This is a genomic window from Geodermatophilus saharensis, assembly GCF_900188205.1.
Lineage (GTDB): Bacteria > Actinomycetota > Actinomycetes > Mycobacteriales > Geodermatophilaceae > Geodermatophilus > Geodermatophilus saharensis.
Window position 1 is genome coordinate 38,986 of record NZ_FZOH01000004.1, and the last position, 23,383, is coordinate 62,368.

22 protein-coding genes are annotated in these 23,383 nt (G+C 75.6%); 8 read left to right on the plus strand and 14 right to left on the minus strand.

From position 1 onward, the window contains the following. Positions 1-39: 39 nt before the first annotated feature. Positions 40-684, minus strand: coding sequence for a hypothetical protein (locus CHC04_RS11500; protein WP_089404096.1), 645 nt, complete (start codon positions 682-684; stop codon positions 40-42). Between the two features lie 174 nt (positions 685-858). On the opposite strand from CHC04_RS11500, the gene CHC04_RS11505 reads away from it, so the two are divergent. Genes CHC04_RS11505 through msrB form a run of 3 tightly spaced genes read left to right on the plus strand, consistent with a single transcriptional unit; the run spans position 859 to position 4,512 of the window. Continuing rightward, a complete protein-coding gene (locus CHC04_RS11505; RefSeq protein WP_141233774.1) occupies positions 859-3,000 on the plus strand; it encodes a sensor histidine kinase in 2,142 nt (713 codons plus the stop codon). After that, positions 2,984-3,640 (plus strand): response regulator transcription factor, encoded by a 657-nt coding sequence (locus tag CHC04_RS11510; RefSeq protein ID WP_245817129.1) that lies wholly within the window; start codon positions 2,984-2,986, stop codon positions 3,638-3,640. Before CHC04_RS11505 ends, CHC04_RS11510 begins: the two co-directional genes overlap by 17 nt. Further along, entirely contained in the window at positions 3,637-4,512 is an 876-nt protein-coding gene (msrB, locus tag CHC04_RS25540; RefSeq protein WP_089404099.1) for a peptide-methionine (R)-S-oxide reductase MsrB, read from the plus strand. Before CHC04_RS11510 ends, msrB begins: the two co-directional genes overlap by 4 nt. 96 nt (positions 4,513-4,608) lie before the next feature. Here msrB and hemQ read toward each other — a convergent pair whose 3' ends face one another. The 6 genes from hemQ to hemE form a co-directional block, all read right to left on the minus strand. Continuing rightward, positions 4,609-5,325, minus strand: a complete 717-nt coding sequence (gene hemQ, locus CHC04_RS11520) for a hydrogen peroxide-dependent heme synthase (RefSeq protein ID WP_089404100.1) — start codon at positions 5,323-5,325, stop codon at positions 4,609-4,611. After that, positions 5,322-5,813, minus strand: coding sequence for a hypothetical protein (locus CHC04_RS11525; RefSeq protein WP_141233775.1), 492 nt, complete (start codon positions 5,811-5,813; stop codon positions 5,322-5,324). The genes hemQ and CHC04_RS11525 overlap by 4 nt, the downstream gene beginning before the upstream one ends. Before the next feature lie 78 nt (positions 5,814-5,891). Beyond that, positions 5,892-6,449, minus strand: coding sequence for an Rv1352/Rv1906c domain-containing protein (locus tag CHC04_RS11530; RefSeq protein WP_089404102.1), 558 nt, complete (start codon positions 6,447-6,449; stop codon positions 5,892-5,894). A 134-nt stretch (positions 6,450-6,583) separates the two neighbouring features. Next, positions 6,584-7,075, minus strand: coding sequence for a hypothetical protein (locus CHC04_RS11535; protein WP_089404103.1), 492 nt, complete (start codon positions 7,073-7,075; stop codon positions 6,584-6,586). A 164-nt stretch (positions 7,076-7,239) separates the two neighbouring features. Beyond that, positions 7,240-8,607, minus strand: a complete 1,368-nt coding sequence (gene hemG, locus CHC04_RS11540) for a protoporphyrinogen oxidase (RefSeq protein WP_089404104.1) — start codon at positions 8,605-8,607, stop codon at positions 7,240-7,242. Beyond that, positions 8,604-9,659 carry a uroporphyrinogen decarboxylase gene (gene hemE / locus CHC04_RS11545; protein ID WP_217897318.1) on the minus strand — a complete coding sequence of 352 codons (1,056 nt, stop codon included), beginning with the start codon at positions 9,657-9,659 and terminating at the stop codon, positions 8,604-8,606. The genes hemG and hemE overlap by 4 nt, the downstream gene beginning before the upstream one ends. A gap of 136 nt (positions 9,660-9,795) precedes the next feature. On the opposite strand from hemE, the gene CHC04_RS11550 reads away from it, so the two are divergent. Together CHC04_RS11550 and CHC04_RS11555 are read left to right on the plus strand one after the other, a co-directional pair. After that, positions 9,796-10,425: a DUF3000 domain-containing protein gene (locus CHC04_RS11550; protein ID WP_089404106.1), complete on the plus strand. Its 630-nt coding sequence runs from the start codon at positions 9,796-9,798 to the stop codon at positions 10,423-10,425. Positions 10,426-10,629: 204 nt separating this feature from the next. Next, positions 10,630-11,817 (plus strand): HRDC domain-containing protein, encoded by a 1,188-nt coding sequence (locus CHC04_RS11555; protein ID WP_245817130.1) that lies wholly within the window; start codon positions 10,630-10,632, stop codon positions 11,815-11,817. 132 nt (positions 11,818-11,949) lie between these two features. On the opposite strand, the gene CHC04_RS11560 is transcribed toward CHC04_RS11555, so the two are convergent. The 3 genes from CHC04_RS11560 to CHC04_RS11570 form a co-directional block, all read right to left on the minus strand. Continuing rightward, positions 11,950-13,236, minus strand: coding sequence for a sugar ABC transporter permease (locus tag CHC04_RS11560; RefSeq protein WP_089404108.1), 1,287 nt, complete (start codon positions 13,234-13,236; stop codon positions 11,950-11,952). 2 nt (positions 13,237-13,238) lie between these two features. Continuing rightward, positions 13,239-14,045 carry an ATP-binding cassette domain-containing protein gene (locus tag CHC04_RS11565; protein WP_089404109.1) on the minus strand — a complete coding sequence of 269 codons (807 nt, stop codon included), beginning with the start codon at positions 14,043-14,045 and terminating at the stop codon, positions 13,239-13,241. 100 nt (positions 14,046-14,145) lie between these two features. Continuing rightward, entirely contained in the window at positions 14,146-15,255 is a 1,110-nt protein-coding gene (locus CHC04_RS11570) for a sugar ABC transporter substrate-binding protein (protein WP_089404110.1), read from the minus strand. A gap of 246 nt (positions 15,256-15,501) precedes the next feature. On the opposite strand from CHC04_RS11570, the gene CHC04_RS11575 reads away from it, so the two are divergent. Both CHC04_RS11575 and CHC04_RS11580 read left to right on the plus strand, forming a co-directional pair. Then, complete coding sequence (locus CHC04_RS11575) at positions 15,502-16,707, plus strand: thiolase family protein (protein ID WP_089404111.1); 1,206 nt, start codon at positions 15,502-15,504, stop codon at positions 16,705-16,707. Further along, positions 16,704-18,791, plus strand: a complete 2,088-nt coding sequence (locus tag CHC04_RS11580; RefSeq protein ID WP_089404112.1) for a 3-hydroxyacyl-CoA dehydrogenase NAD-binding domain-containing protein — start codon at positions 16,704-16,706, stop codon at positions 18,789-18,791. The genes CHC04_RS11575 and CHC04_RS11580 overlap by 4 nt, the downstream gene beginning before the upstream one ends. Positions 18,792-19,043: 252 nt before the next feature. Here the strand turns inward: CHC04_RS11580 and CHC04_RS11585 are convergent, their stop codons facing one another. Continuing rightward, positions 19,044-19,322: a thiamine-binding protein gene (locus CHC04_RS11585; protein WP_089404113.1), complete on the minus strand. Its 279-nt coding sequence runs from the start codon at positions 19,320-19,322 to the stop codon at positions 19,044-19,046. Then, positions 19,319-21,238 carry a 1-deoxy-D-xylulose-5-phosphate synthase gene (gene dxs / locus CHC04_RS11590; protein WP_089404114.1) on the minus strand — a complete coding sequence of 640 codons (1,920 nt, stop codon included), beginning with the start codon at positions 21,236-21,238 and terminating at the stop codon, positions 19,319-19,321. The genes CHC04_RS11585 and dxs overlap by 4 nt, the downstream gene beginning before the upstream one ends. 201 nt (positions 21,239-21,439) lie before the next feature. Between dxs and CHC04_RS11595 the strand changes: the two genes are divergently transcribed. Then, positions 21,440-22,621, plus strand: a complete 1,182-nt coding sequence (locus tag CHC04_RS11595; protein WP_089404115.1) for an ROK family transcriptional regulator — start codon at positions 21,440-21,442, stop codon at positions 22,619-22,621. A 21-nt stretch (positions 22,622-22,642) separates the two neighbouring features. On the opposite strand, the gene CHC04_RS11600 is transcribed toward CHC04_RS11595, so the two are convergent. Further along, positions 22,643-23,011, minus strand: a complete 369-nt coding sequence (locus CHC04_RS11600; protein WP_089404116.1) for a hypothetical protein — start codon at positions 23,009-23,011, stop codon at positions 22,643-22,645. A 126-nt stretch (positions 23,012-23,137) separates the two neighbouring features. Then, a complete protein-coding gene (locus CHC04_RS11605) occupies positions 23,138-23,365 on the minus strand; it encodes a DUF4177 domain-containing protein (protein WP_089404117.1) in 228 nt (75 codons plus the stop codon). Positions 23,366-23,383 lie beyond the last annotated feature (18 nt).

The window sequence follows — 23,383 nt, forward strand, 5'->3', positions numbered from 1 at the left end:
CGCGAGCGTGCGAGCGGTGGGGGGCACGGGGGCCCTTCGTCAGGCGTCGCGGGCGCCGGTCAGCTCCGGCCGGAGCGCCAGGACCACGCCGAGGGCGACGTAGCCGACCAGCAGGTGCGCGGCGCCCACGTACTGGGTGATCGAGGGCAGCAGGAAGGCGGTCGGGACGGTGACCGGCGCCCAGCTCTCGGCGACCACCGGCCAGAAGCGCGCGGCCCCCTTCCACCGGCCGGCGATGGCGATCCGCACGCCGATCGCGGCCATGCCCAGCATCGACAGCGGCCAGAACAGGTCGATCACGAAGAAGAAGCCGGTGTCGTAGAGGCTCGGCGTCAGCGCCCACATCAGCGACGACACCATCGCCACCGCGAGCAGGGCGTGCTCGACGTGCAGCAGGCCCCGGGCGAGCCGGCCGGTCCCGATGGCGCCGGTCCGCATCTGCGCGGCGACGAGGAAGACCAGGCCGCCCTGGAAGGCGAACGCGGTCAGGTTGACCACGAGGGCCTGCCAGGTGCCGGCCGGCGGAGTGGTCCCGAGGGCGGCGCAGGCGACCGCCCACGAGAGCGATCCGGCCGAGACGGCGATGCCGGCCCTGCGGACCGGGTGGGTCGAGGCACGGGGTGCCGCCTCCAGCGGCGAGGAGACGTCGGTACGGGCCGGGGCGGGAGTGGTGCTGAGCGACACGGGAGGTCCTCCGGGATCGTGCGGCGCCCTGTGCGCCGCCTGGGAGAACCGTCGCGGGGACGCGTCCCGGGCCGACAGGGCCGCCCGCCACGGATCCGGTCCCCGTCGGTGTCCCGGGCGACACGGGACGCCTGACCCGTGACGGCGGGGACACCACCGGGTCAGGATGCGCGCGTGCGGGTACAGGCCCCGGTGACCGGGCGGACCGGACCGGCTCCGGAGGCGCTCCCCGGGGCCGCGCGCGACGCGATGACGCGGTGGACCGCGCCCGCCGCACTGGCCGTCGTGGTGGTCGGCTCGGCCGTCACCGCCGCCGTCCTGGACGCGCAGACGTCGTCGACGGTGCGTGGGGCGCTGGGACGCGATCCCGGCTGGCTCGCCACGCTCCCCGCCCTGGCGCTCGTGGTCCCCACGACGCTGCTCCTGCTGCGGACGCCGCGCAACGCGGTGTCCTGGGTGCTCGCCGGTACCGCCACGCTGTGGGCCGTCGACGGGCTCGCGGAGTCCTGGCTCACCTGGGCGCTGCAGGACGACCCGCCGAGGGCGGGTGCGAGCCTGGCCTTCTGGACCGTGGAACGGCTGGGGTCGGGGCTGCTGCTCTGCCTGCCGCTGCTGCTGCTGCTGCTCTACCCCGACGGCCGGCTGCCCGACGGCCGCTGGCGCCGGGCGAGCCTGGTCAGCCTCGCCACGACTGCGCTGCTGCCGGTGCTGCTGCTGGTCACCCCGGCGGAGATCGCGTTCGCCGAGGACGAGGGCACAGGCGTCCCCGCCGCGTACCGGGCTCTCGACCTGGACCTGACCTCGCTGCCGCTGCCGGCGGCCGTGGCGCTCCCGCTGCTGCGGATCGGGTTCCCGCTCGCCGTGCTCGGCATCGCCGTCCCGGCGGCATCGGTGGTGGCCCGGTACCGGCGCGCGCCGGGCGAGGACCGGCGCCGGATGCGCTGGCTGCTGTGGGCGGCCGTCGTCGACGTCCTCGTCATGCTCGCGACGCTGCTCCTGCCCGGCGACCCGAGTACGGCGGCGCTGAGCACCGCCGTCGCGCTCACCGGGGCGGCGGTCGCGGTCGGCATCCTGCGGCCGCAGGCGGTCGACGTCGACCGGCTCCTCGGCGGCACGCTCGTCCACGGCGGGCTGGCCGTGGGCGTGGTGCTCCTCGACCTCGCCGTCCTCGGCGCCGCCGGGACGCTGCTGGGCGACTCCTTCGGCGAGCGCGACGCCACCCTGCTCACCCTGCTGCTGGTCGCCGGCGTCTACGTCCCGCTGCGCGCACCGCTGTGGCGGCTGGTCCGCCGGTGGGTGCTCGGCGAGCGCGAGGACCCCTACCGCGTCGTCTCCGGCCTGGCCGAGCGGCTCGAGCGCACCGACGGCGCCGAGGAGCAGCTCATGGCGGTCGCCGCGGGCATCGCCGAGGCGTTCCGCAGCCCCTACGTCGGCGTCGAGGTCGACTCCGCCGACGGCGGGCGGCTGGTCGCCGAGCACGGCACCCGGCCGGCCGCCGTCACCTCCCTGCCGATCGCCTACCGCGACGAGCAGGTCGGCCGGCTGCTGCTCCCCCGCGACGGCGTCCGCGCGCAGCTGGTGACCCGCGACGAGCGGCTGCTCGCCGACGTCGTCCGGCAGGCCGCGGCGGCGGCCCGGGCCGGCGCGCTCGCCGCCCAGCTGCAGGCCAGCCGCGAGCAGCTGGTCACCGCCCGGGAGGAGGAGCGGCGCCGGCTGCGCCGCGACCTGCACGACGGGCTCGGCCCCTCGCTCGGCGCGGTGGTACTGCGCATCGACACCGCCCGCAACCTCGCCGCCACCCGGCCCGAGGACGCCGACCGGCTGCTGCGCCAGGCCCGCGACGACGTCGCCGCCGCACTGGCCGACGTCCGCCGGCTGGTGCACGACCTGCGCCCGCCTGCCCTCGACGACGTCGGCCTGGCCGGGGCGGTGCGCCAGCAGGCCGAGCGGCTGCTCGCCCCGCGGGTGCCGGTGACCGTCACCGCCGACGGGGTGGGCGACCTGCCCGCGGCGGTGGAGGTGGCGGCCTACCGGATCGCCTCGGAGGCGCTGGCCAACGCCGCCCGGCACGCGCGGGCCTCCCGGGTGGACGTGACCGTCGAGCGCGACGGCGACGGCGCCCTGGTGGTCACCGTCGCCGACGACGGCACCGGCATCGCGCCCGACCGGGCCGCCGGGGTCGGGCTCGTGTCGCTGCGCGAGCGGGCCGCCGAGCTGGGCGGACACTGCACGGTCAGCTGCCCGGCCGAGGGCGGCACGCGGGTGCGGGCGGTGCTGCCCGTCGAGGGAGGGGTCCCCGGTGACCGAACCGGATGAGCCGGTGCGGGTGGTCGTCGCCGACGACCACCCCGTGTACCGCGACGGTCTGGCGCTGCTGCTGGGCTCGGTTCCCGGGCTGGAGGTGGTCGGCACCGCGGCCGACGGCGCGGCGGCGATCGAGGTGGTCCGCGAGCACCTGCCCGACGTCGTGGTCATGGACGTGCAGATGCCGGTGCTCGACGGCATCGAGGCCACCCGGCGGATCGCCGCCGAGGCGCCGTCGGTGGGCGTGGTGGTGCTGACGATGAGCGAGGACGACGGCACGGTGTTCGCCGCCGTCCGCGCCGGCGCCCGCGGCTACCTGCTCAAGGGCGCCGACCAGGAGGAGGTGGTGCGCGCGATCACCACCGTGGCCTCGGGCGGGGCGGTGTTCGGCGCGGCGCTGGCCCGCCGCATCGCCGACTTCTTCACCGCCGGGCCCGCCGGTCCCGAGACGGCGTTCCCGCAGCTGACCGCCCGTGAGCGGGAGGTGCTCGACCTGGTCGCCGCGGGGCGGTCCAACGCGCAGATCGCCGCGGCGCTGTACCTGTCGCCGAAGACGGTGCGCAACGTGGTGTCCAACGTGCTGACCAAGCTGCAGGTCACCGACCGGGCGCAGGCGATCGTGCGGGCCCGCGAGGCCGGCCTGGGCCGGTGACGGCCGGCGGTGCCGACGACGTCCGCGACCTCCTGCGGCGGGTGGCCGGCTGGGCCGCGGGCCGCCCGGACGTCGTCGCCGTCGGGCTCGCGGGGTCGCGGGCCCGCGGGACGGCGCGGCCGGACTCCGACGTCGACCTGGTCGTCGTCACCCGCGACCGGGACGGTTACCGCGGCACCGACCGGCTGGCCGGTCTCCTCGGCGCCGGGGCGGGCGACCTGCGGACCCGGCGCTGGGGGCCGCTGCTCGAGCGGCGCTTCCGGCTGCCCGGCGGGCTGGAGGTCGAGGTCGGGCTGGTGCCGGAGAGCTGGGCGGGCGACCCGGTCGACGCCGGCACGGCGCGGGTCGTCGGTGACGGGCTCGTCGTCCTGCACGACCCGTCGGGACTGCTCACCCGGCTCGTCGGGGCGGTGCGCGCGGGGAATCCGCCCGTCGGCCGGCCTGTTCTCCCGGGCATGACGACCACTCCCCAGCCCAGGGTGACCAAGACCGACGAGGAGTGGCGGGCCGAGCTCTCCCCGCAGGAGTACGCCGTGCTGCGCCAGGCCGGCACCGAGCGCCCGTTCACCGGTGAGTACGTCGACACCAGGACCGTCGGCGTCTACACCTGCCGCGCGTGCGGGGCCGAGCTGTTCCGCTCGGAGAGCAAGTTCGACTCGCACTGCGGCTGGCCGTCCTTCTACGAGCCGTCGTCCGGCGACAACGTGGTGCTCCGCGAGGACCGCAGCCACGGCATGGTCCGCACCGAGGTCCTCTGCGGCAGCTGCCACAGCCACCTCGGCCACGTCTTCGACGACGCCCCGCAGACCCCGACCGGCGACCGCTACTGCATCAACTCGGTCTCGATCCGGCTGGTCCCCGCCGAGGGCTGAGCGCTCCCCGCACCCGCCCGAGGGCGGTCACCCGGCTCGGGTGGCCGCCCTCGGGCGCATCTCGGCGCCGGGCGTCCTGGCTCACACCCACGCGCGTCAGGCGAGGTCGCGGACGAGCTCGGCGACCGGCTTGCGCATGCCGGTGTAGAAGGGGATCTCCTCGCGGACGTGCCGGCGGGCGCGGCTGGCCCGCAGGTCGCGCATGAGGTCGACGATGCGGTGCAGCTCGTCGGCCTCGAAGGCGAGCATCCACTCGTAGTCGCCCAGCCCGAACGAGGCGACCGTGTTCGCCCGGACGTCGGGGTAGGGCCGGGCCTGCATGCCGTGCTCCTTGAGCATGTCCCGCCGCTCCTCGTCGGGCAGCAGGTACCACTCGTAGGACCGGACGAACGGGTAGACGCAGACGTAGCGGCGCGGCTCCTCGTCGGCGAGGAACGCCGGGATGTGGCTGCGGTTGAACTCCGCCGGGCGGTGCAGCGCCATCTGCGACCACACCGGCTCCAGGGAGCGGCCCAGCGTGGTGCGGCGCAGCCGGGTGTAGGCCTCCTGCAGCGCGTCGGGGGACTCCGCGTGCCACCAGACCATCAGGTCGGCGTCGGCGCGCAGGCCGGCGAGGTCGTAGGTCCCGCGGACGACCACGCCCTTGCCCGCCAGCTCCTCGAACAGCCCGGCGACCTCCTCGGCGGCGGCGGTGCGCTGCTCGTCGGGGAGCGGCCGGGCGAGCCGGAACACCGACCACATCGTGTACCGGATGAGGGCGTTGAGCTCGTTGGCCCGCTTGCCGGTGCTCTTCGTCTCCGTCTGCTCGCTCATGCCCCCCATCCTCCCGCGGCAGGCGGGAGACCTGCCGGGGCGCTGGGTGTGGCGCGGACCGCAGCGGCGGCGGAGGCCAGCACCAGCACGTCCTCGGCCAGCGCCGGCCGCAGCGGGCCCAGGCGCGGCGCCGCCCACCGCCGCCACCGGAGCCCGCCCAGCGCGCCCGCGGTGGCGCCGGCCGCCCCGGCGAGCGCCGCCGCCACTGCGGACCCGCCGGCGCGCCGGGCCAGCAGCGCCCCGCCGGCGGCTCCCGAGAGCAGCCGGAACGCGAAGCTGGGCGGCATCGTGCGGTCCGGGGTCGCGGGCAGCTTGTCGGCCACCAACTCCCCCGCGACGGCGGCGAGCGCGGCCCACCGCACCGGCCCGCCGGGCGAGGCGGTGAGGGCGGGCGCGGCGGTGAGGGCGGGCGCGGCGAGTCCCAGGGAGCTGCGGCCACCCGCGGCGATGCCGAGCAGGGCGGCCCGCAGGAGGAGCGAGGCGGTCACCGGCACACCCTGTCAGGTCAGGTCAGGCCAGCGCCTCGACCGCCCGGCGGGCGCCGCAGCTGCAGTGGGCCGGTTCCCTCACTGCTTGATGAACGTGCCGCACCCGTTGTTCTTGAAGTCCTGCCCCTCGCTCAGGGTGACGGTCGGAAATCCCCCACTCACGATGTCGTTCTCGATGATGTCGTCGCCGTTGCTACCTGATCGGTAGATGCCCCAGTAGCAGTCACCGGTGACGGCCTCCGCAGTGCGGTAGGTGCCCGGCTCGACGTCACGACCGACGGTCCACGTGCCCTCGTCGATGGACGTCGCGGCCACCTGTTGCTCGACCGCCGTCACGGCCTGTTCGCGTGCTCCCACCGCCGCTTCGCGCTGCGCGATCTCGGCCGCGTACCGGGAGGCCGACGCGGCTGCGCTGCTCGCCGTGGCCTGAGCGGCCTCGGCCTCGGACCGTGTCTGCTCCTGGGCAGCCGCCGCACCGGACTGCTCAGCAGCCATCTGGTCCTGGAGGGACCGGTACTCGTCCGAGTGGGTGGGGTCGAGGGCCGCGACCGCGATGAGGACCCCGAGGACCAGGCCGAGGACCGCACCACCGGTACCAACCGCCGCGGGCAGCCATGCTCGGGAGTCGTTCGTCACGGGAGGCCGCAGGACGGGTGGCCCGAGGGGGGCCTGCGGACCGGCCGGAGGAGATCCGGACGGCGGGCCGATCAGGGGCAACCCCTCGTGGATCGAGTCAGGCGTCGACTCGGCAGCGTCGCCGGGCTGCCGTGTCACAGGGCACGCGCCAGCGACGCCGCGTCGACCGTGGCGTCGACATCCTCGATCGTCGTTGACCCCTCCTCACGAGGGTCGGGGGCGACGGCGGTCGTCATGGCACCGCGGGGCGACGTGGCGACGGCGAGCGCGAGCCCCAGGACGAGGAGGCCGACCAGCGCAGGGACCCGCTCGTCGTTCGGCACCACGGGCGCCACTGGGGGCGCCACCTCGGGACGGGTGAGCGCCTCGTTCTGCTGCTCGGCGATGATCGTCAGCAGGTCCTTGGCCACCCAACCGTTCACCACGGCCTGCTGCGGGGCGCCCTGAGTGAAACGCTCGTTGGCCTCGTAGTCGGCCAGTGCACCGGAGATCTCCCGGCTGCGGTCGCTGACCTGCTCCTGGACCTGCGCTACTGGCTGTTTCGGCTCTGCGGGCTCCATGAGGAACCAGACGGCGACTGCGGCGACGGCCAGGATGGCGGCACCCACACGACGGACCACGACCACGACGACTCCTACGACGAGCGGCCGGCCTCGGCTATAGCGGCACGCAACTGTTCCGGCTATCGGCCGGATCGCATCGCCGGTCAAGCTGACGGGATCCCCTTTTCTCAGGGCGTCGGCTCGACTGTCCCGGCACCGCGGACACGTGACTTGCTGGGAGGCTGGTATCAGGCCAGCGCCTCGACCGCCCGGCGGGCGCCGCGGATGCACGCCGGCACCCCGACCCCGTCGTAGGCCGCCCCGGCCACGGCCAGGCCGGGCACCGCGGCCACCGCCTCCCGGACGGCGACCACCCGCTGCGGGTGCCCGACCAGGTACTGGGGCAGCCCGCCGCCCCAGCGGGCGAGGTGGGTCTCCACCGGCTCGCGGCGCTCGAGGTCGAGCAGGTCGGCGACGTCGGCGACCACCGCGGCGGTGAGGTCGTCGTCGTCGCGCTGCAGCTGCACCTCGTCGCCGTAGCGGCCCACCGACGCGCGCACCCGCACCAGGCCGTCGCCGGACAGGTGCGGCCACTTCGACGACGACACGGTCACGCCCTTGACCAGCCGCCCGGTCACCGGGGGCACGAGCAGGCCCGACCCGGCGTCGACCGGCTGCGCCGGGAAGGCCATCGCCACCACCGCCATCGAGGCGTACGGGATGCCGCGCAGCGGCTCGACGGCGCCCGGCGCGATCCCGGCCAGCAGCCGCGCGGACTTGCCGGCCGGCGAGGTGACGACGACGGCGTCGGCCTCGATGACCTCCGGCGCCGCGAGCGGGCCGACGGCGACCTCCAGCCGCCCGCCCGCCCGGCGCAGCGCGTGCGCGGGCGTGCGCAGCCGCACCTGCGCACCCGAGGCGCCGGCCAGCGCCTGCGGCAGCGCCCCGAGCCCGTCGGCGACGGTCACGAACACCGGCCCGTCGGCGTCGCCGCGGCTGCGCGCGCCGGCGTCCCGGGCCGCCACCGCGGCGGCGAGCACGCTGTCGGTGCGGGCCAGCTGCGCGGCCAGCGCCGGCATGGTCGCGGCCAGCGACAGGTCGTCGGGCCGGCCGGCGTACACCCCGCCCAGCAGCGGCTCGACCAGCCGGTCGACCACCTCGTCCCCGAGCCGCTCGCGCAGCAGGTGACCGACCGAGACGTCGCCGTCCAGGCGCAGCGGCGGCAGCCCCGCCTCGGCCCGCACCCGCGCGACGCCGTCGGGGGTGAGCACCCCGGCCAGCCCGTCGGCCGACGTCGGCACCCCCAGCACGGTGCCCGGCGGCAGCGGGTGGCGGCCGTCGGGCAGCACGATGGCCGCCTGCGTCGTCGACGGGGCGACCAGCCGGTCGGCGAGCCCGAGCTCGGCGACCAGCTCGAGCGCCTCGGGGACGCGGGCGAGCACCGCCTCCGGGCCGGTGTCGTACCAGGTGCCGGCCAGCTCGACCCGGTCGACCTTGCCGCCGATCCGCCCGCCGGCCTCGACGACGACCACCTCGTCACCGGGCCGCTGCCGCGACCACGCGAACGCCGCGGCGAGCCCGGTGATCCCCGCGCCGACGACGACCAGCCGGCTCATCGCCGGGTCAGCTCGTGCACCAGCTCGACGACGGCGGTCAGCACGCCGGGGTCGGTGTCGGGCAGCACGCCGTGGCCGAGGTTGAACACGTGCCCGCGGGCGGCGCGGCCCTGCTCGACCACGCGGCGCACCTCGCGGTCGACGGTGGCCCGGTCGGCGAGCAGGACGGCGGGGTCGAGGTTGCCCTGCAGCGACCGCTGGGGGCCCACCCGCCGCGCGGCCTCGTCCAGCGGCACCCGCCAGTCGACGCCGACGACGTCGGCCCCCGCGTCGCCGATCAGCGCCAGCAGCTCCCCGGTGCCGACGCCGAAGTGGATGCGCGGGACGTCGCGGTCGCCGAGCCCGTCGAAGACGGCGCGGGAGTGCGGCAGCACGCGAGTGCCGTAGTCGGCCGCCGACAGCACGCCGGCCCAGGAGTCGAACAGCTGCACCGCCGAGGCGCCGGCGTCGACCTGCGCCCGCAGGAACGTCGCGGCGGACACCGCCAGCCGGTCCAGCAGCCGGGTCCAGGCCTCGGGCTCGGCGTACATGAACGCCTTGGTGCGGGCGTGCTCCTTCGACGGGCCGCCCTCGATGAGGTAGGTGGCCAGCGTGAACGGCGCCCCGGCGAAGCCGATCAGCGGCGTGGGCCCGAGCTCGGCGACCAGCCGGCGCACCGCCGTCGCGAGGAAGTCCAGCCGGTCGGGCTCGAGGTCGGGCAGCGCGTCGACGTCGGCCACCGTGCGCACCGGGTCGGCCACCACCGGGCCGACCCCCGGCTTGATCTCGATGTCGACCCCGGCCACCACCAGCGGCAGCACGATGTCGGAGAAGAGGATCGCGGCGTCCACGCCGTGCCGGCGGACCGGCTGCAGGGTGATCTCGGTGACCAGGTCGGGGTCCTGGCAGGCCTCCAGCATCGCCGTCCCGGCGCGCAGCGCGCGGTACTCCGGCAGCGAGCGGCCGGCCTGCCGCATGAACCACACCGGCGTCCGGTCGACCGGGAGGCCGCGCGCGGCGCGGACCAGGTCCGAGTCGGCGGGGGACGTCGGGCGGGCGGCAGCGGTGCTCACGACGGCCGATCCTCCCAGACCCGGAGCGCCGGGGTGCCGGACCGCCCGGCGTCCGGGACCGGCCCGCCGACCGGCCCGGGCCGCCGACCTGCGGCGAGTCCGAGACAGACCGGGCCCGGGGCCCTACCCTGCGAGCGTGGAGCCTCGCAAGCTGGCCGGTCCCCGGGAGGGTGCCGGTGCACGCGCGGCCACGGACCCCCCGGACGACTTCGTCGCGGGTGTCGCCGCGCTCACCGCGCTGCGCGTCCGCCCGGAGATCGTCGTCGAGCCCATCCCCGCCCCGCAGCGGCTCGCGCCGTTCGCCCACGCGCTGGGCGTGCGGGTCACCGAGGGCGAGGGCGACGACGAGGTCGAGCTGGCCGTCGGCCGGTTCATCGTGCTCCACGACCCCGCCGGTCACGAGGCGTGGCACGGCACCACCCGCTGCGTCGGGTACCTGTCGGCCAGCACCGACGAGCACATGGTCGACGACGCGATGTTCTCCGAGGTCGCGTGGAGCTGGCTGACCGAGGCGCTGTCCGGCTCCGGTGCCGCCGCGCACGCCCTGGGCGGGACCGTCACCCGCACCGCCTCCACCCGCTTCGGCGACCTGGCCGGCCCCGAGCACACCGTCGACGTCGAGATCCGGGCCTCCTGGACCGCCGCGGACACCGCGCTGGACCGGCACCTCGACGCCTGGCTGGAGGTCATCGGCACCGCGGCGGGGCTCCCCCCGCCCGGGGTCTCCCTGCTGGGCCCCTCCGGCTCCGTCGACGACGGCAACTAGGATCGCGGACCGGGGAGTCCGGCACTCCCCGGTCCGCACCGGGGCGGCCAGGGCCGCCCCGGGAGCCGCAGCGGCGGCGGGCGCACGGACGAGACGGGGCGAGAAGGTGGACGGCAACTGAGCACCCAGCCCCTGCCCGACCCCGCACCGGCCGACGACCCCACCCCGGCCGACGACGCACCGGCGGCCGACACACCCGCCCCGGTGCCGCTGCTCGCTCCCCGCGACGGCCTGCCGCCGGTCATCGACACCCCCGCGGCGCTGGCCGACTACGCCGCCGCCCTGCGCGCCGGCAGCGGCCCGGTCGCCGTCGACGCCGAGCGCGCCTCGGGCTACCGCTACGGCCAGCGCGCCTACCTGGTGCAGCTGCGCCGCGCCGGCGCCGGCACCGGCCTGGTCGACCCCGTCCCGCTCGACGACCTCTCCGCGGTCCAGGCGGCCATCGGCGACGAGGAGTGGGTGCTGCACGCGGCCAGCCAGGACCTCCCCTGCCTCGCCGAGATCGGGCTGGTGCCCGCGCGGGTCTTCGACACCGAGCTCGCCGCCCGCCTCGCCGGGCTGCCGCGGGTGGGCCTGGCCGCCGTCGTGGAGTCGCTGCTGGGGTACTCGCTGGTCAAGGGCCACTCCGCCGCCGACTGGAGCACCCGCCCGCTGCCGGAGGAGTGGCTGGTCTACGCCGCGCTCGACGTCGAGGTGCTCGTCGACCTGCGTGACGCGCTCGCCGCGCTGCTGGCGGAGCAGGGCAAGACGGAGTGGGCGCGGCAGGAGTTCGCGGCGGTCCTCGCCGCCGGGCCGCCGGCGCCGCGGCAGGACCCGTGGCGGCGCACCTCCGGCGTGCACGGGCTGCGCAACCGCCGTCAGCTGGGCATGCTGCGCTCGCTGTGGGAGGCGCGCGACGACCTCGCCCGCCGGCGCGACATCGCCCCGGGCCGGGTGCTGCCCGACGCCGCGATGGTCTCCGCCGTGCAGGCCGACCCCCAGACCGAGGCCGCGCTGCTCGAGCTGCCGGTGTTCCGCGGCCGGGCCAACCGCCGGCTCGTGGGCACCTGGTTCGGCGCGCTGGCCCGCGGCCGCGCGCTGGCCGAGTCGGAGCTGCCCCTGCACAGCCGCCCCGGGGAGGGACCGCCGCCGGTGAGCCGGTGGGCCGACCGCGACCCGGCCGCGGCCACCCGCCTGCAGGCCGCCCGCACCGGGCTGGCCGAGCTCGCCGCGAAGCACGACCTGCCCGTGGAGAACCTGCTCTCCCCCGACCTGGTCCGCCGGCTGGCGTGGACGCCGCCGGAGCCGCGCGACCCGGAGACGGTCGCCGCGACGCTGCGCGCCGGGGGCGCGCGCGAGTGGCAGGTCGAGCTCACCCGCGACCTGCTCACCGACGCCGTCAACCGCGCCTGAGCGGCGCCCCCACCGACGAGGGCCCGCCGTCCGGGTCGGACGGCGGGCCCCCGAGGTGAGCTGCTGGAACGGCCTCCCTGCAGGGGCCCGCGCCGAGCGGAGCGAGGCGTGCGGGGGCAGGGAGGTCCTTCGTCAGTGACCCGTCGCCGCGGCCCTCCTCCGGGCCAGCGCGTCGACCGAGGCGGCGAGCAGCAGCACCCCGCCGGTGATGATGAAGTTCAGGTACGCCTCGGTGCCCAGCAGGCCCAGCCCGTTGGCGATGATCGCCACCACCAGGCCACCGAGGACGGCGTCGCGCACCCGTCCGCGGCCGCCGAAGAGGCTGGTGCCACCGATGACCGCCGCGCCGACGGCGTAGAGCAGCGTGTTCCCACCGCCGGAGCCGGGCGCCACCGAGCCGAGCCGGGCGGCGGCGACGATGCCGCTGATCGCCGCCAGGGTCGAGCCGATGACGAAGACGGCCACCCGGATCCGGGTGACGTTGATGCCGGCCCGCCGCGACGCCTCGGCGTTGCCGCCGACGGCGTAGACGTGCCGGCCGAAGCTGGTGCGGCCGAGCACGAAGGTCAGGACCAGCAGCAGGACGACGACCAGCGGGATGGCGTACGGGATGCCGGCGAGCACCACGCCGGGCGCCGGGGCCCGGTCGACGCTGAGCACGGCCGTGACCACCACGACGACGGCGGCGATGACACCGATCCGCACGAGCACGACGGCGAGCGGGGCGTGCGCGAGTCCCTTGGCGCGCTGGACGCGGAACCGGTTGAGCTGCAGCGCGGCGTACACGGCGATGACCACCAGTGCGAGGATCCAGCCGAGGACGACCGGCAGGTTCCTGTCGCTGATCGCCGAGATGACCGGGTCGCGCACCGGCACGGTGCCGCCCTCGCCGATGAGCCGCAGCGTGAAGCCCTGCCAGCCCAGGAAGAGCGCCAGGGTGACGACGAACGACGGGATGCCGATCAGGCCGACGAGGCTGCCGGTGAACAGGCCGATGACCACGCCGGTGGCGATGGCCGCGAGCACCGCGACGTACCAGGGCGCGCCGGCGTCGGCGAGCAGCTTGGCCATGACCGCGGCGCAGACGCCGCTGACCACACCGGCGGACAGGTCGATCTCGCCCAGCAGCAGGATGAAGACCAGCCCCATCGCCAGGATGATGATCGGCGCCGCCTGGTCGGCCAGGTTCGCCATGTTGCGCGGGGTCAGGAACGTCTCGGGCCGCAGCACGAAGAACAGCAGGCCCAGCGCGAGGATGCCGAGGACGGCCGGCAGCGCCCCGAGGTCACCGCCCCGGACGCGGTCGACGTAGGCCCGGACCGTGCCGCCGAGGGAGTCGGCGCTGCGGTCGGCCTCGAAGCCCGACGGCGCACCGCCGGGCTCCTGAGCGCTCGTCGGCTTGGAGATGGTGCTGGACATGCTCAGACCTCCACCGCTGCGACGTCGGCGGGCGCGATGCCCAGGTCGCCCGAGCGGCCCGCCGTGATGAGCTCGATGACCTGGGGCCGGTCGACCTGGGAGATCGGGACGTCGGCGGCCATCCGGCCGAGGAACAGGGCCGCGACGCGGTCGGCCACCTCGAAGACGTCGACCATGTTGTGGCTGATGAAGACCACCGCGTGACCGGTGTCGGCCAGCCGCCGGACGAGGTCGAGCACCTGCCGGGTCTGCGCGACACCGAGGGCGGCGGTCGGCTCGTCGAGGATGACCAGCTTGGACTCCCACAGCACGGCCTTGGCGATCGCGACCGTCTGGCGCTGCCCACCGGAGAGGCTGGAGACCAGCTGGCGCACCGACTTCAGGGTGCGCACGGAGAGCTTGGCCAGGGTGTCCCGGGCGGCCTGCTCCATCGAGGACTCGTCGAGGACGAAGCCGTTCTTGCGCTCGCGGCCGAGGAACATGTTCTGGACGACGTCGAGGTTGTCGGCCAGCGCGAGGTCCTGGTAGACGACCTCGATGCCCAGCGCCGCGGCGTCGCGCGGGCCGCTGACCGTGACCGGCCGGCCCTCGAACAGGAACTCGCCGGAGTCGATCGGGTGGATGCCGGCGATGGACTTGATGAGCGTGCTCTTGCCCGCGCCGTTGTCGCCGACCAGCGCGGTGACCTGGCCGGGGTAGACCTTCAGGTGCACGTCGTGCAGGACCTGGATCGCGCCGAAGCTCTTGTTGACGCCGCGGAGCTCCAGGGTGGGGGTGCCGTTCTCAAGACGGTCGGTGGGTGCGGACACGCCGGGCCTCTCGGTCGCGCGGGTGGGGCGGGTGCGGCGGTGGAGCGGGTGCAGCAGCCGCCGGGGCGCCCATCATCGACGCCCCGGCGGCCGCTGACCACTACTCGATCCCGAGCTCCTGGCAGGCGGCGGCGAAGTCGCCGGTGCACAGCTCCTCGGCGCTCACGAAGTCGTCCTCGACGACGTCGTTGACGTTGTCCCGGAAGATCGAGACCGGCGTCAGCAGGACCGACGGGACCTCGCGGCCGCCCTCGGGGTCCTCGACGGTGCCGGTGGTCTCGCCCTCCTCGCCGTTGATGAGGGCGACGGCCAGCTCGGCCAGCGCGTTGGCCTCCTCGCGGACCGACTTGTAGACCGTCATGCACTGGTTGCCCGCGAGGATGTTCTGCAGGCCCTCGACGGTGGCGTCCTGGCCGGTCACGTTGGACTGGCCGGCGGCGTTGTTGCGCTCGAGGATCTGGATCACCGAGTTCGCCAGGCCGTCGTTGGCGGCGAGCACACCCTGGATGTTGCCGTTGTTCTGGGTGTACATCTGCTCGAAGATCGTCGCCGCCTCCTGGTTGTCCCAGTCGGGCACGGCCTGCTCGGCGACCTGCGTGTACTGCGTCAGCGGGTCGAGGACCTCGTGCGCGCCGGAGGAGAACAGCGTCGCGTTGTTGTCGTCGGGCGAGCCGTTGACGAAGGCGATGTTGCCCTGAGTGACGCCGTTGGCCTCGAGGCACTGCTGCAGGCCCTGGCCCTGCAGCCGGCCGACCTCGGTGTTGTCGAAGGAGACGTAGTACTCCGCCGTGCCACCCAGGGTGAGCCGGTCGTAGTCGATGGTCGCGACGCCCTCGGCGGACGCCTGCTCCTGGATCTGGGCGCCCGAGGCCGAGTCGAGGTTGACGATCGCGAGGACGGTGGCGCCCTCGGTGATCATCTGCTCGGCGATGGTCGCCTGCCGCTGGGCGTCGCCCTCGGCGTTCTGGATGTCGTAGTCGACACCGGCCTCCTCGAAGGCCGCCTCGAGGTAGGGGCGGTCGAAGTTCTCCCAGCGCACCGAGGACTCAGTGTCGGGGAGGATCACGCCGACCCGGCCGGCGGAGTCGCCGCCACCGCCGCCGCCCCCACCGCCACCGGAGTCACCGCCGCCGCTGTCGCTGCCGCAGGCGGCCAGGCTGAAGACGAGGGAGGCCGCGAGGGCCGTCATGAGGGTGCGCCGTCGCGCCATGGATCTCCACCGTTCCGTCGGGAATCTACAGAAGTGCGGCGGTCAATATGCGCTCTCCGTCACACCTGTCGCAAGGGTGCGTCCGGCACGTTGCCGGACCGTGACCCTCTGGGGAGGCGCGGAGTCCCGCCGGCGCCGGCCGACCCGGAGGGGGCGGCCGTGCTTGGCCGTGCGGTTACCGACGGGTAACTTCATCGGTGCCGCGTCCCTCTCCGGGCCGGTTCCCGTTCCCGCTGCGGAGGTCCCATGTCCCGCTCGCTGCGCGAGGTCGTCTTCGTCGACGGCGTGCGCACCCCCTTCGGCAAGGCCGGCCCGAAGGGTCTCTACGCCGAGACGCGCGCCGACGACCTCGTCGTCCGCGTCATCCGTGAGCTGTTGCGCCGCAACCCGGCGCTCCCGGCCGACCGTGTCGACGAGGTCGCCATCGCCGCCACCACCCAGGTCGGCGACCAGGGCCTGACCATCGGCCGGACCGCCGCGCTGCTGGCCGGGCTGCCGACGTCCGTCCCCGGTTACGCGATCGACCGCATGTGCGCCGGCGCGATGACCGCGGTCACCACCACCGCGAGCGGCATCGCCTTCGGCGCCTACGACGTCGCCATCGCCGGCGGCGTGGAGCACATGGGCCGCCACCCGATGGGCGAGGGCGCCGACCCCAACCCGCGGTTCTTCAGCGAGAAGCTCGTCGACGGCTCGGCGCTGGTCATGGGCTCCACCGCCGAGAACCTGCACGACCGCTTCCCGCACCTGACCCGTGAGCGCGCCGACGCCTTCGCGCTGGCCAGCCAGCAGCGCTACGCCAAGGCCGTGGCCAACGGCCAGATCGGCCCGGAGCTGGTGACCGTGGCGACCCGCTCGGCCGAGCACGGCTGGGGCCTGGCCACCACCGACGAGCCGCCGCGGCCGGGCACCACCCTCGAGGGGCTGGCCACGCTCAAGACGCCGTTCCGCCCGCACGGGCACGTGACCGCCGGCAACGCCGCGGGCCTCAACGACGGCGCCACCGGCTGCATCCTCGCCGCCGAGGAGGTCGCCCGGGAGCTGGGCCTGACCGCCGGCATGCGGCTGGTCGGCTACGGCTTCGCCGGCGTCGAGCCCGAGGTCATGGGCGTCGGGCCGGTCCCCTCGACCGAGCGCGCGCTGGCCCGCACCGGCCTGACCATCGGCGACATCGGCCTCTTCGAGCTCAACGAGGCCTTCGCCGTCCAGGTGCTGGCCTTCCTCGACCACTTCGGCATCGCCGACGACGACCCGCGGGTCAACCCGTGGGGCGGCGCGATCGCCGTCGGCCACCCGCTGGCCTCCTCCGGCGTGCGCCTCATGACGCAGCTGTCGCGGCAGTTCGCCGAGCGACCCGACGTCCGCTACGGCCTGACCGCCATGTGCGTGGGCCTCGGCATGGGCGCCAGCGTCATCTGGGAGAACCCGAACTGGGAGGGTGTCAGCAAGTGACCACCGCCGTCTTCGAGAACGAGGTCGTGACCCACGCGCACGTGCAGTACCTGCGCGTGCCCGGCCTGGCCGGCGAGATCGCCCTGATCACGCTCGACAACGGGCACGACCACACCCGCCCGTCCACCTTCGGCCCCGGCGGCCTGGCCTCGCTGGACGCCGCGCTCGACGAGATCGCAGCAGCCACCCCGGCGCCGGCGGCCATCGCGGTCACCGGCAAGCCGTTCGTCTTCGCCGTCGGCGCCGACCTCTCCGGCGTCCCGGCGGTCACCTCCGCCGGGCAGGCGCGGGAGATCGCCGAGACGGGCCACCGGGTGTTCCGGCGGCTCAAGGACTCGGCGGTCCCGACGTTCGCCTTCGTCAACGGCGTCGCCCTCGGCGGCGGCCTGGAGCTGGCGCTGCACTGCCACCACCGCACGATCGCCTCGACGGCGCTGGTCGCCTTCCCCGAGGTGTTCCTCGGCCTGGTGCCCGGCTGGGGCGGCACCCAGCTGCTGCCGAACCTCATCGGCATCGACCCCGCCGTGACGGTGGTCGTCGAGAACGCGCTGGCGCAGAACAGGATGACGCCGGCCCCGAAGGCGGCGGCGCTGGGCATCGCCGACGCCGTCCTCGAGCCCGCCGACTTCCTCGAGCGGTCGCTGGAGTGGGCCGTCGGCGTGCTCGACGGCGACGTGACGGTCCGGCGTCCCCAGGTCGACCGCTCGGCGTGGGACGCCGCGATCGAGCGGGCCCGCGGCATCGTGGCCGCCCGCACCCGCAACGCCTCCCCCGGTGCGCTGCGCGCCGTCGAGCTGCTCGACCTCGCCCGCCACGGCGTCGACGGGGAGGCGTTCACCGCCGGCACCGCCGCCGAGGACGACGCCTTGGCCGACCTGCTCCTGAGCGACGAGCTGCGCGCCTCGCTCTACTCCTTCGACCTGGTCAACAAGCGGGCGAAGCGGCCGGCCGGCGCGCCGGACAGGTCACTGGCCCGGAAGGTCGGCAAGGTCGGCGTCGTCGGCGCCGGGCTGATGGCCAGCCAGCTGGCGCTGCTGTTCGTGCGGCAGCTGGAGGTGCCGGTGGTCCTCACCGACGTCGACCAGGCACGCGTCGACAAGGGCGTGGGCTACGTGCACGGGGAGCTGGAGAAGCTCGCCGCCCGCGGCCGGCTCTCCCGCGACCGGCTCAACCGGCTCACCGGCCTGGTCACCGGGTCGCTGGACAAGGCGGCGTTCGCCGACGCCGACCTCGTCGTCGAGGCCGTGTTCGAGGAGATGTCGGTCAAGCAGCAGGTGTTCGCCGAGGTGGAGGCCGTCGTCTCCGCCGAGTGCGTGCTGGCCACCAACACCTCGGCGCTGTCGGTGACCGAGATGGCCTCCAAGCTCGAGCACCCGGAGCGCGTGGTCGGCCTGCACTTCTTCAACCCGGTGGCGGTCCTGCCGCTGCTGGAGGTGGTGCGCGCCGAGCAGACCGACGACGCCGCGCTGGCCACCGCCTTCGCCGTCGGCAAGGCGCTGAGGAAGTCCTGCGTCCTCGTCGCCGACGCCCCGGCGTTCGTGGTCAACCGGCTGCTCACCCGCTTCCTCGGCGAGGTCACCGCCGCCGTCGAGCAGGGCACGCCGGTGGCCGTGGCCGACCGGGCGCTGGACCCGCTGGGCCTGCCGATGACGCCGTTCGAGCTGCTCACGCTGGTCGGCCCGCCGGTGGCGCTGCACGTGGCCGAGCGGATGCACGAGGCCTTCCCCGACCGGTTCGCCGTCGGCGAGGGGCTGCGGCGGATGGTCGAGCTGGGCAAGACCTCGGTGTACTCCGAGCCCGGCGTCGTCGACCCCGAGCTCGAGGGCATCGACGCCGGTGACTCGCCGCTGAGCGAGGAGCAGGTGCGCGACCGCGCCGTCGAGGCCCTGGCGCAGGAGATCGGGCTGATGCTCGACGAGGGCGTCGTCCAGGCCGTGCAGGACGTCGACCTGTGCATGGTCCTGGGCGCCGGCTGGCCGTTCTGGCTGGGCGGGATCTCCGCCCACCTCGACCGCACCGGCGTGTCCGAGAGGGTGACCGGCCGGCGGTTCCTGCCGCGCGGGGTGGCCTCGCTGCCCGCCTGACCCTCCTCCGTGCACTTCCGCGGAAGTGCACGGACGTCGACGGCCCGGGTCCCGCACGAGGGGCCCGGGCCGTTCGCCGTCCCGGGCCGTCCCGGCTCACCTCCGCCCGACCTGACGCCGCGGTGCCCGACCTCACGCTGCGGGGTGAGGTCGGGCACCGCACGGCGGGGTCGGCGCGGGGGTGCCGGTGTGCACTTCCGCGGCAGTGCACACCGGACGACGGACCGGGCCGCGCGTGAGGAACCGGCCGTCTCAGCGGAACTTGCGGGTGAGGCTGTCCATGGTGCGGTCCACCGACGCGATCTTCACGTGCGAGATGCCGCTGGTGGCACCGGCGGCGAGCATCGCCTCGTGCGCGGCGCGCAGGGTCGCCCACACCGCGTCGGCGTCGCCCTCCAGCGTCGTCCCGAGGGCGCCGACCTCGAACCGCAGCCCGGATGCCCGGATGACCCGCACCGCGGCCTCGACGAAGGCGTGCGGGTCGTCCGGCGTCCCGGCGGGCGAGGGTGCCACCTGGATCTCGGCGATCACCGCTGGGCGCCGTCCACCGGCTCGACGGCGGCCGGCTGCTCCGCGCGCTCGGTCACCACCGCGGCCCACTCGGCGATGCGCCGGGCGACGTCCTGCTCGGTCAGCCCGCAGTCGGCCAGCACCTGCCCGCGCGTGCCGTGCTCGAGGAACGCCTGGGGCAGGCCCAGGGACCGCACGGGGACGTCGACCTGGCGGTCCTGCAGCGCCCGGGTCAGCGTCGCGCCGACCCCGCCGGCCCGCCCGCAGTCCTCGACGGTGACCACCAGCCGGTGGGCGCCGGCCAGCTCGACGAGCTCGTCGGCGACCGGCAGCACCCAGCGCGGGTCGACCACGGTCACCCCGATGCCGTGGTCGGCGGCGCGCTCGGCGGCGGCCAGGCACGTGGGCACCATCGACCCGACGGCGACCAGCAGCACGTCGGCCCGGTCGTCGCGGCGCAGCACGTCGACCGGCCCGCGCCGCTCCAGCGCGGGGACGTCGACCGGCGGGGCGCCCTTGGGGAAGCGCACGACCGTGGGCCCGTCGGACACCGCGACCGCCTCGCGCAGCACCTCGCGCAGGGTCGGCTCGTCGCGCGGGGCGGCCATGCGCAGCCCCGGCACCACCGAGCAGATCGAGAAGTCCCACATGCCGTTGTGCGAGGCGCCGTCGGTGCCGGTGACCCCGGCCCGGTCGAGGACGACGGTGACCGGCTGCCCGTGCAGTGCGACGTCCATCAGCAGCTGGTCGAAGGCCCGGTTGAGGAAGGTCGAGTAGACCGCGACCACGGGGTGCAGGCCGGCCATGGCCATGCCCGCGGCGCTGGTCAGCGCGTGCTGCTCGGCGATGCCGACGTCGAAGGTGCGCTCGGGGAACCGCTCGGCGAAGGCGGCCAGGCCGGTGGGGTGCAGCATGGCGGCGGTGACGGCGACGACGTCGGCCCGCTCGGCGCCGATGCGCACCAGCTCGTCGGAGAAGGCCGCTGTCCAGTCGCGCGCCGCGACGGGACCCACCCCGCTGTCGGGGTCGAACACCCCGGTGGCGTGCCAGGCGTCGATCTGGTCGGTCTCGGCCGGCGGGTAGCCGAAGCCCTTGGTGGTGACGGCGTGCACGATGACCGGCCGGCCGAACGACCGCGCCCGGCGCAGCGCGGACTCCAGCCCCTCGACGTCGTGCCCGTCGACCGGGCCGACGTACTTCAGGCCGAGGTCCTCGAACATGCCCTGCGGGGCGAGGACGTCCTTGACGCCCTTCTTGAGCCCGTGCAGCGCGTCGTAGAGCGCCGAGCCCACGACCGGGGCCCGGTGCAGCGCCTGGCGGATGGCCAGCAGCGCCTGCTCGTAGCCCGGGCGCAGCCGCAGGGCCGCGAGCGCGTCGGCCACCCCGCCGATGGTCGGCGAGTAGGACCGGCCGTTGTCGTTGACGACGATGACCACCGGGCGGTCCTGCGCGGCGGCGATGTTGTTCAGCGCCTCCCAGGCCATGCCGCCGGTGAGGGCGCCGTCGCCGACGACGGCGACGACGGGGCGCCGGTCCCCGCGGACGGCGAAGGCCTTGGCCAGCCCGTCGGCGTAGGACAGCGCCGTGGAGGCGTGGCTGTTCTCCACCCAGTCGTGCTCGCTCTCGGTCCGGCTGGGGTAGCCGGAGAGCCCGCCGCGCTGGCGCAGCCGCTCGAAGCCCTCGACGCGGCCGGTGAGCATCTTGTGCACGTAGGCCTGGTGGCCGGTGTCGAAGACGATCGGCTCGTGCGGGGACTCGAACACCCGGTGCAGGGCGATGGTGAGCTCGACGGTGCCGAGGTTGGGACCGAGGTGGCCGCCGGTGCGGGCCACGCTCGTGACGAGCGCGTCACGGATCTCCGCGGCCAGGGCCGGCAGCTGCTCGGCGGGCAGGGCCCGGAGGTCGGCGGGGTCGCGGAGCGAGCGCAGGAGCGACACGGCGCAGCGGTGTCCTCTCTGTCGGCGGCGGGAGCACGGCTCGTCGGCGGCCGCCGATCCACTGTAGTCGCGTTCCTGGGGTCCCTCCCGGCGACGGCGGCAGGAGCCGGACCGGTCCGTCCCGGGCGACCCGTCCTCCCCGGCGGGGACCCACTTCCGTCGTTCATTGACAGAAGGCGACGGTGTGCTCACGATCACGCCATGAGACAGCCGTGGCTGCCCGACCTGACCGGCCCCTCGCGCCGGCTGGTCCAGGCGCTGCGGGTCGACGGCCCGGCCACGCGGGCCCAGCTGGTCGAGCAGACCGGGCTGTCCCGCGCGACGGTCTCCGGGTACCTCACCGAGCTCGTCGACCGGGGGCTGGTCGCACCCGCCGACCCCTCCGACGCACTGCCGACCGGCGGCCGGCCCGCCCGGCGGGTGCAGCTGACCCGCCGGGCCGGCGTCGTCGTCGGGGTGGACGTCGGGCGCACCCACGTCCGCACCGCCGTCGCCGACCTCTCCCACCGCATCGTCGGCGAGGAGGTGACGACGCTGCCGGTCGCCGACCTCGGCGCCGACGCGGTCCTCGACACCGTCGCCGCGCAGGTGGAGGACGAGCTGGGCCGGGCCGGGGCCGGCACCGACGACGTCGTCGGGGCGGTCGTCGGCCTGCCGACGCCGGTCGTGGGCCGGGCCGCCGACACCGGCGGCACCGTGGCCCGCTCCAACATCCTGCCGACGTGGTCGGGCCGGACCCCGGGCCCGGCGTTGCAGGAGCGGCTGGGCGTCCCGGTGATCGTGGAGAACGACGCCAACCTCGGCGCCGTGGCCGAGGTGCGTTGGGGCGCCGGCCGCGGCTCGCGCTCGACGATCTACCTGAAGATGGCCACCGGCGTGGGCGGCGCGCTGGTGCTCGACGGCGACCTGCTGCGCGGAGTCTCCGGCACCGCCGGGGAGATGGGCCACGTGAGCCTGGACCCGGCCGGGCCGCTGTGCCGCTGCGGCAACCGCGGCTGCCTGGAGCTGACCGCCGGCGGGAGCGCGCTGCTGCAGGCGATCCGCTCGGCCGGACCGCACTACACCGACCTGCGCGCGCTGGTGGCCGGCGCGCAGGACGGCGACCAGGCCTGCCGGCGGCTGATCGCCGACGCGGGGGCGTCGGTGGGCGTCGTCCTGGGCGGGCTGGTCAACGTGCTCAACCCCGACCGCATCGTCGTCGGCGGGGAGCTCGGCACCGCCGGCGACCTGCTGGTAGAGCCGCTGCGGCGGGCGCTGGAGCAGTCGGCCATCCCCGCCGCGGCCGAGCAGCTCACCGTGGTGCCGGGCTCGCTGGGCGGCCGCGCGGAGCTGCTCGGCGCCCTCGCGGTCGGGATCCGGGAGGCCGACCGGCTCGGCGGCTGAGTCCCGGGCCCGGCGGCGGCCCTAGAGGCGGGGCACCCAGACCTCGCCGCGCAGCGCCCCGGCCACGACCGTCACGCCGCGGGCCGCGGCGGCCAGCCGCGCGCCCTCCCGCTCGTACGCGGCCACGGCGGCCTCCAGCGCGTCCGGCGGCAGGTGGTCGGCGAGGTCGACCCGGACGGTGCGCCAGCCCTCCCGGGCGGCCGCGAGCCCCGCGCCGACGTGGTCCCCGGCCATCCGGGCCAGCAGGACCGGGTAGCGGCGGAGCACCTCGTGCGCGCGGTAGTCCGGTGGCACCAGGTCGAACAGCCAGGTGACCGCGCTGCGCTCCCAGTCGGGCGCGCCCGGCGGGCGCACCTGCTCCGGCCAGCCCGGCGGCACGCTCGCTCCCACACCGGCAGTGTGCCGCAGGTCGAACGGGTGTTCGACCGCTGGGTGCTGGAACGGCCCCCTCGCAGGGTCCCGTGGCGAGCGTGCGAGCCGCGGGGGGCGAGGGGGTCCTCCACCACCCGGTCGTGATCAGCTGCGCTGTCGCTTGAGCCAGAACTGCTCGAAGCCCCAGGTGCCGGCGCCGCTGGAGTGGTAGCTGACCAGCTCCCACCCCTCGCCGCCGAGCCGGTTGAGCACCGAGCTGGTGTCCCCGCTCTGCCGTTCGAGGCTCCCGCCGGGAAGCTTGACGCTCACCCCCGCGCGCTGCGACTCGGCGTCGTTGGCCGTGATGACCGAGGCGTACTCCCAGGTGGTCACCCGACGACCGTATCCGGC

Excerpts from the sequence above, each read along its gene's own strand:
- CHC04_RS11570 (WP_089404110.1), bottom strand. The coding sequence starts at position 15,255 with ATGGCGCGACGGCGCACCCTCATGACGGCCCTCGCGGCCTCCCTCGTC.
- CHC04_RS11575 (WP_089404111.1), top strand. The coding sequence starts at position 15,502 with ATGTCCCGCTCGCTGCGCGAGGTCGTCTTCGTCGACGGCGTGCGCACC.
- hemG (WP_089404104.1), bottom strand. The coding sequence starts at position 8,607 with ATGAGCCGGCTGGTCGTCGTCGGCGCGGGGATCACCGGGCTCGCCGCG.
- CHC04_RS11560 (WP_089404108.1), bottom strand. The coding sequence starts at position 13,236 with ATGTCCAGCACCATCTCCAAGCCGACGAGCGCTCAGGAGCCCGGCGGT.
- hemQ (WP_089404100.1), bottom strand. The coding sequence starts at position 5,325 with ATGAGCGAGCAGACGGAGACGAAGAGCACCGGCAAGCGGGCCAACGAG.
- CHC04_RS11595 (WP_089404115.1), top strand. The coding sequence starts at position 21,440 with ATGAGACAGCCGTGGCTGCCCGACCTGACCGGCCCCTCGCGCCGGCTG.